At 59.1% G+C, this 15,047-nt stretch carries 9 protein-coding genes, 2 tRNA genes and 3 rRNA genes; 2 read left to right on the top strand and 12 right to left on the bottom strand.

From position 1 onward, the window contains the following. Positions 1-25: 25 nt before the first annotated feature. The 11 genes from ACEN42_RS16425 to ACEN42_RS16375 all read right to left on the bottom strand — a co-directional run bounded on the left by ACEN42_RS16425 (position 26) and on the right by ACEN42_RS16375 (position 13,346). The gene (locus ACEN42_RS16425; RefSeq protein WP_187608049.1) at positions 26-793 is read right to left on the bottom strand and encodes an SDR family NAD(P)-dependent oxidoreductase; all 768 of its coding nucleotides are present in this window, start codon (positions 791-793) and stop codon (positions 26-28) included. A gap of 10 nt (positions 794-803) precedes the next feature. After that, positions 804-2,588, bottom strand: a complete 1,785-nt coding sequence (locus tag ACEN42_RS16420; RefSeq protein ID WP_371881849.1) for an IlvD/Edd family dehydratase — start codon at positions 2,586-2,588, stop codon at positions 804-806. Positions 2,589-2,666: 78 nt separating this feature from the next. Further along, positions 2,667-3,707, bottom strand: a complete 1,041-nt coding sequence (locus ACEN42_RS16415) for a LacI family DNA-binding transcriptional regulator (RefSeq protein WP_371881848.1) — start codon at positions 3,705-3,707, stop codon at positions 2,667-2,669. Positions 3,708-3,736: 29 nt separating this feature from the next. Then, on the bottom strand, positions 3,737-4,405 hold the full coding sequence (locus ACEN42_RS16410; protein ID WP_371881847.1) for a hypothetical protein: 669 nt from the start codon (positions 4,403-4,405) through the stop codon (positions 3,737-3,739). Between the two features lie 150 nt (positions 4,406-4,555). After that, positions 4,556-4,669, bottom strand: a 5S ribosomal RNA gene (rrf, locus tag ACEN42_RS16405). A 174-nt stretch (positions 4,670-4,843) separates the two neighbouring features. Then, positions 4,844-7,730, bottom strand: a 23S ribosomal RNA gene (locus tag ACEN42_RS16400). Positions 7,731-8,017: 287 nt separating this feature from the next. Then, positions 8,018-8,093 (bottom strand) — tRNA-Ala (locus ACEN42_RS16395). Between the two features lie 47 nt (positions 8,094-8,140). Continuing rightward, positions 8,141-8,217, bottom strand: a tRNA-Ile gene (locus tag ACEN42_RS16390). 62 nt (positions 8,218-8,279) lie between these two features. Next, a 16S ribosomal RNA gene (locus ACEN42_RS16385) occupies positions 8,280-9,813 on the bottom strand. The 16S, 23S and 5S rRNA genes sit together here with 2 tRNA genes alongside, the layout of an rRNA operon. 398 nt (positions 9,814-10,211) lie before the next feature. Next, positions 10,212-10,586, bottom strand: coding sequence for a DUF4148 domain-containing protein (locus ACEN42_RS16380; RefSeq protein WP_371881846.1), 375 nt, complete (start codon positions 10,584-10,586; stop codon positions 10,212-10,214). Positions 10,587-10,958: 372 nt separating this feature from the next. Continuing rightward, positions 10,959-13,346, bottom strand: a complete 2,388-nt coding sequence (locus tag ACEN42_RS16375; protein WP_371882293.1) for a penicillin acylase family protein — start codon at positions 13,344-13,346, stop codon at positions 10,959-10,961. Positions 13,347-13,570: 224 nt separating this feature from the next. Here ACEN42_RS16375 and ACEN42_RS16370 point away from each other — a divergent pair, with 224 nt between their 5' ends. Further along, positions 13,571-13,951 carry a nuclear transport factor 2 family protein gene (locus ACEN42_RS16370; protein ID WP_371881845.1) on the top strand — a complete coding sequence of 127 codons (381 nt, stop codon included), beginning with the start codon at positions 13,571-13,573 and terminating at the stop codon, positions 13,949-13,951. A 10-nt stretch (positions 13,952-13,961) separates the two neighbouring features. Here ACEN42_RS16370 and ACEN42_RS16365 read toward each other — a convergent pair whose 3' ends face one another. Then, complete coding sequence (locus ACEN42_RS16365) at positions 13,962-14,132, bottom strand: hypothetical protein (protein WP_238295049.1); 171 nt, start codon at positions 14,130-14,132, stop codon at positions 13,962-13,964. A 191-nt stretch (positions 14,133-14,323) separates the two neighbouring features. Here ACEN42_RS16365 and ACEN42_RS16360 point away from each other — a divergent pair, with 191 nt between their 5' ends. Further along, a complete protein-coding gene (locus ACEN42_RS16360) occupies positions 14,324-15,019 on the top strand; it encodes a phosphatase PAP2 family protein (protein WP_371881844.1) in 696 nt (231 codons plus the stop codon). Positions 15,020-15,047 lie beyond the last annotated feature (28 nt).

Below are 15,047 nucleotides of genomic sequence, written 5' to 3'. Positions count from 1 at the left end.
CGATCGGCCTTCGTTACGTAACGCGTTACGTCCCGAACCACCCCGCATCGACGTAATAATCGCGTGCGGTGCAGCGCGCCGCATCGTCGGAGGCAAGGAACAACACCATGCGCGCGATGTGCTCCGGATCGATCCGCTCGTGCAGACACTGTTGCGCTAGAAGCTTCGCCTCGCTTTCGGGCGACTGCCACATCTTCATCTGACGCGGCGTGCGCACCGCGCCCGGAATCACCGTATTCACGCGGATGCCGTGCTCGCCCAGATCACGCGCGAGCCCGCGCGTGAGTCCTTCGATCGCGGCCTTCGCGGTCATGTAGAGCGTGAGATCGGGCAACGCGAGATGCCACGAAATCGAGCCCATGTTCACGATCGCGCCGTGCTTCTGCGTGCACATGCGCTTCGCCGCAGCCTGCGCGCAGAAGAACTGATGCCGCAGATTGACGGCCATGCGCTCGTCCCAGTACGCGGCGCTCACGTTGTCCCACTGATGACGGTCGTCGTTCGCGGCGTTGTTGACCAGCACGTCGATGGAACCGGCTTCGCTGGCGATGTCGTCGAAAGTCTTTTCGATGGCGGCCGCGTCGCGCAGATCGCAACGCAGAAACTTCGGCGCATGCTTTTCGCTTGCCAGCGTTTGTTCGAGTTGACGCGAATCGGCCTCGGCAACATCGATGAAAAACACGCGTGCGCCCTGCTTCGCGAACGCCTCGACGATCGCAGCGCCGATGCCGCTGCCGCCGCCCGTCACGACGACACGCTTGTCCGCAAGACTCGGGTAAATGGCGTAGGACATGGCGGCTCGCTCAATGTGAATGACGCGGATTGCCGCGCGTTTCGATCACCTTCAGATACAGCGTCGCGGGCTCGAGACATCCGCCCGTCGACAACTGCCCCACGGTTTGTCGATACAGTTCCTGCCACGGCGTCTGCGCGACCGGCGCGGCGAATGCGGACTGCGCGCGGCGGCTTTCGAGTTCGGCTTCGTCGAGCAGCACGTTCACGCTGCGCGCGTTCAGATCGACGCGAATCCTGTCGTTCGTGCGCAGGAGCGCGAGACCGCCGCCCACCGCGGCTTCGGGCGACATGTTGAGAATCGACGGGCTCGCCGACGTGCCGCTCTGGCGTCCGTCGCCCATGCAGGGCAGCGAATCGATGCCGCGTTTGATCAGCTCGGCGGGCGGCGCCATGTTCACGACTTCCGCGCTGCCCGGATAACCCACCGTGCCGCAGCCGCGAATTACGAGGATGCAATGCTCGTCGATGTCGAGCGACGGGTCGTTGATGCGCGCGTGGTAATCCTCGGGGCCATCGAAGACGATCGCGCGCGCTTCGAACGCGTTCTCCGCGCCGGGCTCGCTCAAATACGTCTTTCTGAACGCATCGCCGACGACCGACATCTTCATGATCGCGCTGTCGAAGAAATTGCCCGACAGGACCATGAAGCCCGCGCCGTGCTTCAGCGGATCGTCCGTGGTGCGGATGACTTCGTTGTCGGCGGCGGGCGCATCGTTCGCGATCTCGCCGATCGTGCGGCCCGACACGGTGAGGCAATCGCGCCTGACGAGTCCCGCCTTGTCGAGTTGCCGCATGACCGCCGGCACCCCGCCCGAGCGATGAAAACTCTCGCCGAGATATTCACCCGCGGGCATGCAGTTCACGATGAGCGGCACCTGTTCGCCGTGGCGTTGCCAGTCATCGAGACTCAACTCGATGCCCATGTGCCGCGCGATCGCGATCAGATGCGGCGGGCAATTCGTCGATGCACCGAGCGCCGAAGCAACCACGATCGCGTTGATGAACGCATCGTGCGTCATGATCTTCGACGGCTTCAGATCCTCGCGCACCATATCGACGATGCGCTTGCCCGTCGCGTACGCCATCTGCCCGCGCTCGCGATACGCGGCGGGAATGCTCGCGCACGTCGGCAGCGACATGCCGAGCGCTTCGGCGAGGCTGTTCATCGAGAGCGCGGTGCCCATCGTATTGCAATGGCCGATGGACGGCGACGACGCGGTCGTCAGACGCATGAAGCCTTCGTAATCGATCTCGCCCGCCGCGAGCAGATTGCGCGCATGCCAGATCACGGTGCCCGACCCGACGCGCTTGCCCTCGTGCCAGCCGTCGAGCATCGGACCGCCCGAGAGCACGATTGCGGGCATATCGACGGTGGCCGCGGCCATCAGGCACGCGGGCGTGGTCTTGTCGCAACCGGTCGTGAGCACGACGCCGTCGAGCGGAAAGCCGTGCAGGATTTCGACCAGACCGAGATACGCGAGATTGCGATCGAGCGCGGCGGTCGGACGGCGGCTCTGCTCCGCGAGCGGATGCACGGGGAATTCCATCGGAATGCCGCCGGCATCGCGAATGCCCGCTTTCGTTCGCGCGGCGAGTTCGATGTGATGGCGATTGCACGGCGCGAGATCGCTGCCCGTCTGCGCAATGCCGATGATCGGGCGACCCGACTGCAATTCCTCGCGCGTGAGGCCGTAGTTCATGAATCGCTCGACGTACAGCGCGGTCATGTCGGCGTGCGAGGGATCGTCGAACCACTCCTGGCTGCGCAGGCGTTTGGGATTCTGTTGGGGCATGGGGTGTCTCCCTGTTTATCGTGACGTTACCGGTAACATTTCGATCGATGTTAGCACGCATCGCCGCACTGCTTCGGCTCAGGCGCTTTCGCGCGGCACCACGGAATAGGCGACGCGCACTCGCTTGCCCGATGGCCCCGCGATGCCTTCCTCACGCGCCTCCAGCGCCGCGAGCAGGGTCGCGCCGGTGCGCAGGCCGATGCCGTATGCGTCGACGGAGACCGTCGTGATCGATGGCGTGCAGCACGCGGCCACTTCGAAATTACCGAAGCCCGCAACGGCGATATCGTCAGGCACGACGAGGCCGCGCCGGTGACATTCCATTATCGCGCCGAACGCGGACATGTCGCTCACGCACATCACGGCCTGCGTGTCGGGCCAGGTGTCGAGCAAGGCGGCCATCGCGGGGCCGCCGTGGCTCATCGTGATCGGAGAATCGCCCAGACGAACGATGCGTTCGTCGTCGAAACCGAGCGCCTTCATCTGCGCGCGAAAGCCCTTCAGACGATCCAGGCCGCGCCGGTCCAGTTCGCTCGCCCCGCCGAGAAAGCCGATGCGTTCGTAACCTTTATCCGCCAGATACCGCACCATCTCTCGTGCCGCGCTGACGTTCGAGAAGCCGACGGCGGCATCGATCGGATCGGAAGGCGAATCCCACATCTCCACGACGGGCACGCCGGAGCGGCGCAGCAGCGTGCGCGTCGCTTCCGTATGACGCGAACCCGTCAGCGCGATGCAGCGCGGCTGATGACGCAACATCGAGCGCACGAGCCGTTCCTCGCGATCCAGATGGTAGTCCGTGTCGCCGATCAGCAATTGCAGGCCGTGCGGTTCGAGCGACGCGGAAAGACCGCGCACCGTGTCCGAGAAGTTGGAGCTTGCGAGCGACGGAACCAGCACCGCGACGAACTCCGAGCGTCCGGACGACAAGGCGCCCGCCGCGGCATCGGCGACATAGCCGAGTTCGTCGATGGCTTTCTGCACCCGCTCACGCGTCGCCACCGCGACGCTGTGGCCGGCGAGCACGCGGGAGACGGTCATCTTCGAAACGCCGGCGAGACGCGCGACATCGGACATGCGCGGCGGGCCGGCGGAAGGATCGAAGGAAGATGGCGGCATGCGTGATCTCGGAAGCGGAGCCTGCGGGGTCAATCCACCCGCACCCAGCCGTCCTCGCGCTGCTCCAGGATGATGTGCAGCTTCGTTTCACCGGCTTCGCGGTCGGCGGCGGTCACGTCGGGAAAGGCGCGCTTGATGTCGCGATCGTCCATCCACGGAGCGACGCTTTCGAGCTTGTAGGTGTAGGTGACGTCGGAGCGGTGAGCGGTCGGATCGGGCTCGGTCCAGCCGACGACCTTGTCCAGCTTGACGTGCGCATAGCAGAGCATCCAGGCGCGCGGGTCGCTCGTGGCGTTGGGGTCGCCGGCGGCCCGGTTGGTTTCGACCGCATACTTCTGGCCTTCGCCGGTGAGGCTGTACGCGATGCCGTTCTGCTTCGCGTTGGTGTTGGCCGGGGTCGGGGCGGCACGGGCAATGAGCCCGCTCTTCTCGAGCGCGGCGAGTTGCTCGCGCAGTGCGGCAGCGGAGTACTCGTTGAGATCGCGATTGCTATACGCCGATGGGAACGCATACGGGCCGCGTCCACTTCGGTTCAGGCATAGCAGACCACGGTTCGTTTTCATGTCGGCGGAAATCGCGTCGCCCAGGCTGGACTCGCTCGCGTCGTTCTTCTTGCCGCACGCCGCGACAAGCAACGCGGCGCTGACGGCGGCAATCAACAGGCTCGTTCTCATATGCGCTCCGGAGAGGGTCGGCATGATGGTTACAACCTTTCGACGCCATTCTACCGACTGAAACCCTTTATCGGAGACGAGCGGGTGTCGGAACGAGCGCTCTTTGCGGAATTCGACCCACAAACGCAAAAACCCCACCTTTGCGGGGTGGGGTTTTTGTTTGCGGCATGAGGAGCCTGACGATTACCTACTTTCACACGGGTGATCCGCACTATCATCGGCGTGGAGTCGTTTCACGGTCCTGTTCGGGATGGGAAGGGGTGGTACCGACTCGCTATGGTCATCAGGCATGACTTGTTGTTGTATCGCCTGTAGGGCGCTACAACCAATCCGGGAAGAAGTAGTATTGAATTCGGGTGGTGACTGTTGCACACACGGTACTCAACCAGTACTACCCCCTACGGGGGCGAGATGCTCGTAAGTGCTGAAGCACTAACGATCATCGCGAAACACACTGGTTATAGGATCAAGCCTTACGGGCAATTAGTATCAGTTAGCTCAATGCATTACTGCACTTACACACCTGACCTATCAACGTCCTGGTCTGGAACGACCCTTCAAGGGGCTCGAAGCCCCGGGGATATCTCATCTTAAGGCGAGTTTCCCGCTTAGATGCTTTCAGCGGTTATCTCTTCCGAACATAGCTACCCGGCGATGCCACTGGCGTGACAACCGGTACACCAGAGGTTCGTCCACTCCGGTCCTCTCGTACTAGGAGCAGCCCCCTTCAAATATCCAACGCCCACGGCAGATAGGGACCAAACTGTCTCACGACGTTTTAAACCCAGCTCACGTACCTCTTTAAATGGCGAACAGCCATACCCTTGGGACCGGCTACAGCCCCAGGATGAGATGAGCCGACATCGAGGTGCCAAACACCGCCGTCGATATGAACTCTTGGGCGGTATCAGCCTGTTATCCCCAGAGTACCTTTTATCCGTTGAGCGATGGCCCTTCCATACAGAACCACCGGATCACTATGACCTGCTTTCGCACCTGCTCGACTTGTCGGTCTCGCAGTTAAGCACGCTTATGCCATTGCACTATCAGCACGATTTCCGACCGTACCTAGCGTACCTTCGTACTCCTCCGTTACACTTTGGGAGGAGACCGCCCCAGTCAAACTGCCTACCATGCACTGTCCCCGATCCAGATAATGGACCAAGGTTAGAACCTCAAACAAACCAGGGTGGTATTTCAAGGACGGCTCCACCGAAACTAGCGTTCCGGTTTCATAGCCTCCCACCTATCCTACACAGATCGGTTCAAAGTCCAATGCAAAGCTACAGTAAAGGTTCATGGGGTCTTTCCGTCTAGCCGCGGGGAGATTGCATCATCACAAACACTTCAACTTCGCTGAGTCTCGGGAGGAGACAGTGTGGCCATCGTTACGCCATTCGTGCAGGTCGGAACTTACCCGACAAGGAATTTCGCTACCTTAGGACCGTTATAGTTACGGCCGCCGTTTACCGGGACTTCAATCAAGAGCTTGCACCCCATCATTTAATCTTCCGGCACCGGGCAGGCGTCACACCCTATACGTCCACTTTCGTGTTTGCAGAGTGCTGTGTTTTTATTAAACAGTCGCAGCCACCAGTTTATTGCAACCTCTTCACCCTTCTGGCGCAGGCCAGTCAAGCTACAGAGGCGTACCTTATCCCGAAGTTACGGTACCAATTTGCCGAGTTCCTTCTCCCGAGTTCTCTCAAGCGCCTTAGAATACTCATCTCGCCCACCTGTGTCGGTTTGCGGTACGGTCACTATTAGACTGAAGCTTAGAGGCTTTTCTTGGAACCACTTCCAATTGCTTCGCTTCCGAAGAAGCTCGCGCCACACCCTTGAATTATGTGCCCGGATTTGCCTAAGCACCTTCTCCAATGCAGCGACCGGGACGTCCAACACCCGGACAACCTTCCGCGATCCGTCCCCCCATCGCATCTAACAATGGTGCAGGAATATTGACCTGCTTCCCATCAGCTACGCATTTCTGCCTCGCCTTAGGGGCCGACTCACCCTACGCCGATGAACGTTGCGTAGGAAACCTTGGGCTTACGGCGAGGGGGCTTTTCACCCCCTTTATCGCTACTCATGTCAGCATTCGCACTTCCGATACCTCCAGCACGCTTTTCAACGCACCTTCGCAGGCTTACGGAACGCTCTCCTACCACACACGTGTCTTTCAACGTGTATCCGCAGCTTCGGTGACTGGCTTGAGCCCCGTTACATCTTCCGCGCAGGACGACTCGATCAGTGAGCTATTACGCTTTCTTTAAAGGGTGGCTGCTTCTAAGCCAACCTCCTGACTGTTTTAGCCTTCCCACTTCGTTTCCCACTTAGCCAATCTTTGGGACCTTAGCTGGCGGTCTGGGTTGTTTCCCTCTTGACACCGGACGTTAGCACCCGATGTCTGTCTCCCGTGATTGCACTCTTCGGTATTCGGAGTTTGCTATGGCGTAGTAATCCGCAATGGACCCCACAACCATGACAGTGCTCTACCCCCGAAGGTGATACACGAGGCACTACCTAAATAGTTTTCGGAGAGAACCAGCTATTTCCAAGTTTGTTTAGCCTTTCACCCCTATCCACAGCTCATCCCCTAACTTTTCAACGTTAGTGGGTTCGGTCCTCCAGTACGTGTTACCGCACCTTCAACCTGGCCATGGATAGATCACTTGGTTTCGGGTCTACGCCCAGCAACTGATCGCCCTATTCGGACTCGCTTTCGCTACGCCTGCCTTAATCAGTTAAGCTCGCTACTGAACGTAAGTCGCTGACCCATTATACAAAAGGTACGCCGTCACCCCTTACGAGGCTCCGACTGTTTGTATGCATGCGGTTTCAGGATCTATTTCACTCCCCTCCCGGGGTTCTTTTCGCCTTTCCCTCACGGTACTGGTTCACTATCGGTCGATCACGAGTATTTAGCCTTGGAGGATGGTCCCCCCATCTTCAGACAGGATTTCACGTGTCCCGCCCTACTTCTCGTACCCCTAGTTCTTCCAAGCTGTTTTCGTCTACAGGGCTATCACCTGCTATGGCCGCACTTTCCAGAGCGTTCGACTAACAATTCAGATAAAGAGTACAGGCTGATCCCATTTCGCTCGCCACTACTTTGGGAATCTCGGTTGATTTCTGTTCCTGCGGTTACTTAGATGTTTCAGTTCACCGCGTTCGCTTCACGTAACCTATGGATTCAGTTACGGATGACCCATACGGGCCGGGTTTCCCCATTCGGATATCGGTGGATCAAAGCTCGTTTGCCAGCTCCCCACCGCTTTTCGCAGGCTACCGCGTCCTTCATCGCCTGTGATCGCCAAGGCATCCACCACATGCACTTGTTCGCTTGACCCTATAACGAGTGTGTCTCGCAACACCCTCGTCATAGGCTGAGTATTCGCGTTGTGCCGTATTCCAAAGCAATCTTTCGATCACCTTTTCATACTTGATACAATCACTACCCTGATGCCCCTACTCACACCCATCTCTAAGTGCTTTCAGCGCATCTCTTTACTACTTCTTCCAGATTGTTAAAGAACGTTTAGCCGATCGGGTCACTTCACTACCCAACAGCATCAACTGGCTATAGTCGCCAATGCACAACGTTGAATCACCATTCAGCGCTGTGCATTGAGGACTTGGTGGAGGATGACGGGATCGAACCGACGACCCCCTGCTTGCAAAGCAGGTGCTCTCCCAGCTGAGCTAATCCCCCTACGTGGCCTGACCATGAGCTGTTGCCCCATCAGCACGCTTTTCGGGTGGTGGGTCTGGTTGGATTCGAACCAACGACCCCCGCCTTATCAAGACGGTGCTCTAACCGACTGAGCTACAGACCCTTAGCCTGTCTTAAACAACAGCCGATAAGCGTGAGCGCTTAATGTTGTGTGCGAAGCTCGAGAAAGGAGGTGATCCAGCCGCACCTTCCGATACGGCTACCTTGTTACGACTTCACCCCAGTCATGAATCCCACCGTGGTAAGCGCCCTCCTTGCGGTTAGGCTACCTACTTCTGGTGAAACCCACTCCCATGGTGTGACGGGCGGTGTGTACAAGACCCGGGAACGTATTCACCGCGGCATGCTGATCCGCGATTACTAGCGATTCCAGCTTCACGCAGTCGAGTTGCAGACTGCGATCCGGACTACGATCGGTTTTCTGGGATTGGCTCCACCTCGCGGCTTGGCAACCCTCTGTTCCGACCATTGTATGACGTGTGAAGCCCTACCCATAAGGGCCATGAGGACTTGACGTCATCCCCACCTTCCTCCGGTTTGTCACCGGCAGTCTCCTTAGAGTGCTCTTGCGTAGCAACTAAGGACAAGGGTTGCGCTCGTTGCGGGACTTAACCCAACATCTCACGACACGAGCTGACGACAGCCATGCAGCACCTGTGCGCCGGTTCTCTTTCGAGCACGTCCACCTCTCAGCAGACTTCCGACCATGTCAAGGGTAGGTAAGGTTTTTCGCGTTGCATCGAATTAATCCACATCATCCACCGCTTGTGCGGGTCCCCGTCAATTCCTTTGAGTTTTAATCTTGCGACCGTACTCCCCAGGCGGTCAACTTCACGCGTTAGCTACGTTACTAAGGAAATGAATCCCCAACAACTAGTTGACATCGTTTAGGGCGTGGACTACCAGGGTATCTAATCCTGTTTGCTCCCCACGCTTTCGTGCATGAGCGTCAGTGTTGGCCCAGGAGGCTGCCTTCGCCATCGGTATTCCTCCACATCTCTACGCATTTCACTGCTACACGTGGAATTCTACCTCCCTCTGCCACACTCAAAGCCTGCCAGTCACCAATGCAGTTCCCAGGTTAAGCCCGGGGATTTCACATCGGTCTTAACAGACCGCCTGCGCACGCTTTACGCCCAGTAATTCCGATTAACGCTCGCACCCTACGTATTACCGCGGCTGCTGGCACGTAGTTAGCCGGTGCTTATTCTTCCGGTACCGTCATCCCCCTCAGGTATTAACCAAGAGGTTTTCTTTCCGGACAAAAGTGCTTTACAACCCGAAGGCCTTCTTCACACACGCGGCATTGCTGGATCAGGGTTGCCCCCATTGTCCAAAATTCCCCACTGCTGCCTCCCGTAGGAGTCTGGGCCGTGTCTCAGTCCCAGTGTGGCTGGTCGTCCTCTCAGACCAGCTACAGATCGTCGCCTTGGTAGGCCTTTACCCCACCAACTAGCTAATCTGCCATCGGCCGCCCCTATAGCGCGAGGTCCCGAAGGAGCCCCCGCTTTCTTCCGTAGATCGTATGCGGTATTAATCCGGCTTTCGCCGGGCTATCCCCCACTACAGGACACGTTCCGATGTATTACTCACCCGTTCGCCACTCGCCACCAGGGTTGCCCCCGTGCTGCCGTTCGACTTGCATGTGTAAGGCATGCCGCCAGCGTTCAATCTGAGCCAGGATCAAACTCTTCAGTTCAAACCTGTTACTGTTTTTCGGTTCCGTTAGAAACCGGTCGCTCACTCAACGTTCTGACGATGATTGTTCATCCAAAGATGAAAAACCTTCCTCTGATACTTCGTGTGAGACTCTTGATACTTTTGCTTGTTGTCTCAGCCTAAAAGACTGAAACCGCACTCGCTATCAAGCGCCCACACTTATCGGCTGTTAGTTTTTAAAGAGCACATCGCAAGACATTCACCACTTCAACATCCGTCTTGCGTCGCTGCATCAGCAGCAGAGAACGAGATTATGACGGGCCGATGATCTCCTCGCAAGCCCCCCCACGCAAATTATTTTCTGAAGCCTTCAATACGGCGATTGCGAGCGTGGAAAGCCTTTACCGATCTTTCCCCGCTCGATAATCGCCCGACGACTCAACTTCCAAAGAACGGCGTGCAGAATCCCGCGGGCCCGACGCAATCCGACGACGGCATCGAACCATGCTTCATCGACATCGGCGTGCGCATCGAGCCGGATCCGGAAGATGCGCCGCCGGCACTCGTGCCGCCGTAGGCTTCGTTCGTCGCGTTCGCATTCTTTTGTGCAGCGACCTTCGCTTCCGCGGCCTGAATATCGGCGGGATAGTCGGCTTGCTCTCCCATGGCGGGCGAGTAGCCGGCCTGTTCGAGCTGGACGAGCTCGGCCTTCACTTGTGCGCGCGTCAGCGGAGCGTTCTGGCTCTGCGCGAAAACAAACGTGGGCGCGGCGACAACGGCGAGGGAAACGACGAATTTGGCGATGGCGTTCATGATGTTCACACTCCGACAGAAAAGGTTGACCGGATCGCACGCGATCCACGAACCTCATCGAACGCACAGGGCCCTTGCGCGGCTTCGACTCACTCGATCCAGGTTTCAAGCGTAGAGGCTTCGATTGGTTAACCCGGACATGCCGCGATCTATTCCCACGGCGACGCACGAATTGCGTCGAACGTAAGCCGGCATCGAAGGAAGTGAAGGATGGGAGCGCGGCGGACGAACCGGATGAGGAGTCCGGCAAGGCGCCAGCCAGCGCCCGTCCACCGCGATCGAATTGTGACGCAAGCCGCCGCGAAGATCATCGCTGCCCGCGTTGAAGATGCCTTGCCGATCTCGCAACAATGACGCCTGCGAAGCCGATGCTCAATGCGCGTCCGGCACGAGATGCACGCGCTTCTCGGTCGCGGCTTCGACGGCCGAGCGCGAATACAGCAACGGAAAGTACTGTCCGTCGAGCCACATCTGCGCGAGATCGCGGTAATGCGGGTTATCGGGGTCGCCCGATTCGCCCGGCAGATTCACCGCGCGCGAGTTGTCCCAGTTGCCGACATCGACGACCACACGAAACGAAGGCCCGTTGGTCTCGCGGAAATCGCTCGCACGATAGGTCGACTGGTTCGGCGTATAAGCGCTGCCTCCCTTTCCGATAGGCCCGACGTTAAGCTTCGCGCGCATATCTGCATCGACGACATCGGCGAGAGGATGCGCGTTCAGGTTCGTCTGGAGCTTGCCCCATTGCCACTGGGTTGCATCGTCGCCTTGCAGATGCCGCATTTCACCGTAGGCGTCCCGCAAACTCGAAAGCAGAACCGCATCGCGTCTGGCTTGCGCGTTATCGCCGAAACGCGCTTCAGGATGTTCGAGCGTATCGAGCATCACGGCGGTATCGGGAGCGCCGAACGATGCCGCCGCGTCCTTCGGCAGCACCGCTTCCTTGAACGTGCGTCCGAGATGACGCGACAGCCACACTTCTTCGAGCGCGGCCTGCGGTGAATCCGCGCCCATGTGCGCATCCCAGCCTTTCAGCATCGCGAGTGCGGCGCGCGTGTCGTCGTCATCGCTCGAAAGCGGCGCGAGCAATGCGACGAGCCTGCGCGCCGGAATCGAAACGATATCGTTCTGCAAGCGCTCCGAGTCTTCGATCGACACCTTGGGCAGCGACTTCAACACCTCGTCGATACGCTGATGCCGCGAGCCGTTGGTCCACTCGAAACCAAGCTTGCGCTCGGCATACGGATAACCCGCCGGCAGATTCATTTCATTCGACGTGGTGAAATAGGCTTGCGCGGGGTTATAGACGGAGGGCATCGCGTCGCGCGGCCAGAAGCCCGCCCATTCATAGCGGCCATCGCCGGGCACGGGCATGAGGCCATCCCAGTTCGGGCGTATCGGTGCGAGTCCGCTCGGCACCCAGCCGATGTTGCCGTCCTTGTCCGCATAGACCTGATTGACGGTCGGCGCGCCCCAGGTCGCAAGCGAAGCCTTGAATTGCGCGTAATTCTTCGCGCGCATGTAGCGCATCGAATCGAAGTACGGCGACATTCCCGGCGACAGCCACGCCGTGCGCACCGCGAATGCGCGATGTTTGCTTTCTTCCGTATAGATCACTGGCCCGTGGCGCGTGAACAGCAATTCGGCGTTGACAGGCGACCCGTTGCGCACCGCGATCTGCTCGTGGACGACGCGCATCGGCTCCCACTTGCCCTTGTATCGATACTGCCGTGGATTCGCCGGGTTCAGCTCGTACACGTAGAGATCTTCCTGATCGATATTGAAGATCGTGAGACCGTAGGCGATCGAACCGTTATGCCCGATCGAAATGCCCGGCGCGGATGGTTCGCCCGCACCGATGATATCGAGCGTCGGCGTGCTGATCTGCTGAATGTACCGAAGGCTCGGCGCCGCGTACGCGCGATGCGGATCGTTCGCCATGATCGCGCGCCCCGTTGCCGACTTCGATGGCGCGATCACCCAGTTGTTGCTGCCTTCGGTGACTTCCTCGGGATTGTCGGCGGCGGCGATCAATGTCGTCGATGCATCCGCGCTTTTCATCGACTCCTTCGTCACGCGCACGCCTTGCGTGGCGAGCGTGAAGACCTTGAGGACATCATCGGGGAGACATGGATCGAGGCCGGCAGGCATCTGGGCTTTCCACTGCGGCTGAAGGCCGAAGCGCAAAGCATCCGCATCGAGCGAACTCTTGCAGGCCACGCGCGCACGCGCGACTTCACTCGTCAGGTTTCGCGTGAGACCGTGACTGCGAATGCGCACGATGTCGTCGGCATTCCATTTCGCCGGCCAATAGCCGATCTTGCGAAATTCATAGGGCATGCGATCCGGATGCGCCGCGAGCCAGTCGACATATGCGTTGACGCCTGCCGCGAAGCGCGTCGCGGCAGGTTTCGCATCGGGACCATAGCGCTGCCATTCGGTCGCCATGTCGCCACGATAGAGAAAGAGCCGCGTGGCCTTGTCCTGCTCCACGTAGGCCGGGCCGAATACTTCCGAGAGCTCGCCGAGTCCGCGTCTGCGCCACAGATCGATCTGGAACATGCGATCGCGCGCCGCGTTGAAGCCTTGCACGAAGAACGCGTCGCTGTCGTTGGCCGCGTAGATGTGCGGTACGCCCCAGCGGTCGATCAGAATGTCCGATGGCTGTGAGAGCCCCGCGACGGCAATCGTTTCGTCCGCAGGCGCATCAGCGAGCGCGACTTGCGCCGCAAGCGGCCCGAACAGCGATGCGCCGATCATCAGCGCAAGCAGGCGTTGTCCCTTTCTTCCCTTCATCGTGGCGTCTCCGTTGTTATCGATGTCAATTCACGCGGATATCGCAATGTTATGCGAATGCTGCAAACGCGCAAAGGTTACATCCGGATACGCCAATTCGAAAATGATGTCGAGCGAAAGCATCTTCATTCGTCGACATGGTAATGGCGCAAACGAAGAAGCGCGCGCCGTGACAAAGGAGATACCCGATGACCATCCCCGCTGAATCTTTCGACCCGATATCGGTAGCGAAGCGCGTCTATGAAGCTTATGTCACGAAAGACCGTGATGCGATCGAAGCACTCGTCGCAGACGATTTCCACTTCACGAGCCCACGCGACAATCGGCTCGACCGGGCGACCTACTTTGCGCGATGCTGGCCGAATTCGCGCGCGATCGCCGAATTCACGTTCGTCCATCTCGTGCGCGATGGCGAGCACGTGTTCGTCACCTACGATCTGCGCATGAAGGACGACAGCGCGTTTCGCAACACGGAGGTTCTAACCATTCGTGATGGCAAGCTCGTCGAAGCCCAGGTCTTCTTTGGGTGGATGATTCCGCACGAAGCATCGGAGGGCGGATCGCTCTAGACGCGGCATGTCATTCGTTCTGGCGCGGCTGTTCCTGCAAGGCCGCGTCGCGGATGACTTCCGCAAATTTCTCCAATGCCTGTAGCGGACCACTCACGCTGTTGTATTCCTGGGTGCCGATCCGGCCTTCCAACACCACCGAAAAGCCGCAGTCCTGCGCGATCTTTAGAAGAGTGTCCATGTCGCTGTCTGATTCGCCTCATTGCAGTATCGGCGAAGCACACGCGATGCCTGCCCACGCTTACGTCCTGCTCTCGTCGTCCCGCTTGCATGCGTTTGTCCGACGAGTTATGCGAGGCGGCGCACTAACAATGTGCGCTCGCACTCGTACGCTTTTCATCGAATGTTCATAAATGGACGGAGAAGTGTCGCGTGAATGCTTTTGACACGTCGATCCAGACCTGGCTCGTGCATATCGCGGCCTCGTCCGTCATTTTTACTCACGCTGTCCACGCGATCGCCGATTTTTACCTGACAAAAGGCGTCATGCCACTGGCGATTCTCTGGGCGATCTGGTTCAAGGCCGGCGACTCCCAGCAATGGCGACGCGAGATGGTCGTCGCCGTTCTCATGTCGGGTTTCATTGCGTTTCTGCTCGGCAGGCTCGCTGCGCTCGCGCTGCCCTTCCGACCGCGACCGGTCTACGATCCGAATATTCACCTGACCTTCCCGTTGACGAACGAGACGGGCAGTTTTCTGCGCATGTGGAGTTCCTTTCCCAGCGATCATGCCGCCCTGTGGATGGCCATCGCAGCAGGCATCTTTCTCGTCTGGCGATGGATCGGCGTACTCGCGATCCTGCACTGCATCATCCTCGTGTGCCTGCCGCGCGTCTATCTCGGGCTGCACTATCCGACCGATGTGATCGCGGGCGCGGCCATCGGCGCGGTCTCGGCATGGATCGTCACGCGCGCCCCGCTGCGCTCGCGCTTTGCGCCGTTTTTCGTGCGGTTCATGGAACACTGGCCCGCCGTGGGCTATATGCTCGCGTTCCTGTTCTTCTTCGAACTCGCGACCATGTTCGACGAGCCGCGCCTCATCGCCTCTTTCCTCGTCAGAGCGCTCTAAAAGCCACGCCAGGCGTCTCGCCTGCGCC

It is taken from the genome of Caballeronia sp. S22 (assembly GCF_964261745.1).
GTDB lineage: Bacteria > Pseudomonadota > Gammaproteobacteria > Burkholderiales > Burkholderiaceae > Caballeronia > Caballeronia jiangsuensis.
The sequence above is the reverse complement of the archived record's forward strand: the minus strand, read 5'-3'. Positions and strand labels throughout refer to the sequence as shown.

Excerpts from the sequence above, each read along its gene's own strand:
- ACEN42_RS16425 (WP_187608049.1), bottom strand. The coding sequence starts at position 793 with ATGTCCTACGCCATTTACCCGAGTCTTGCGGACAAGCGTGTCGTCGTG.
- ACEN42_RS16420 (WP_371881849.1), bottom strand. The coding sequence starts at position 2,588 with ATGCCCCAACAGAATCCCAAACGCCTGCGCAGCCAGGAGTGGTTCGAC.
- ACEN42_RS16415 (WP_371881848.1), bottom strand. The coding sequence starts at position 3,707 with ATGCCGCCATCTTCCTTCGATCCTTCCGCCGGCCCGCCGCGCATGTCC.
- ACEN42_RS16410 (WP_371881847.1), bottom strand. The coding sequence starts at position 4,405 with ATGCCGACCCTCTCCGGAGCGCATATGAGAACGAGCCTGTTGATTGCC.
- ACEN42_RS16380 (WP_371881846.1), bottom strand. The coding sequence starts at position 10,586 with ATGAACGCCATCGCCAAATTCGTCGTTTCCCTCGCCGTTGTCGCCGCG.
- ACEN42_RS16375 (WP_371882293.1), bottom strand. The coding sequence starts at position 13,346 with ATGATCGGCGCATCGCTGTTCGGGCCGCTTGCGGCGCAAGTCGCGCTC.
- ACEN42_RS16370 (WP_371881845.1), top strand. The coding sequence starts at position 13,571 with ATGACCATCCCCGCTGAATCTTTCGACCCGATATCGGTAGCGAAGCGC.
- ACEN42_RS16365 (WP_238295049.1), bottom strand. The coding sequence starts at position 14,132 with ATGGACACTCTTCTAAAGATCGCGCAGGACTGCGGCTTTTCGGTGGTG.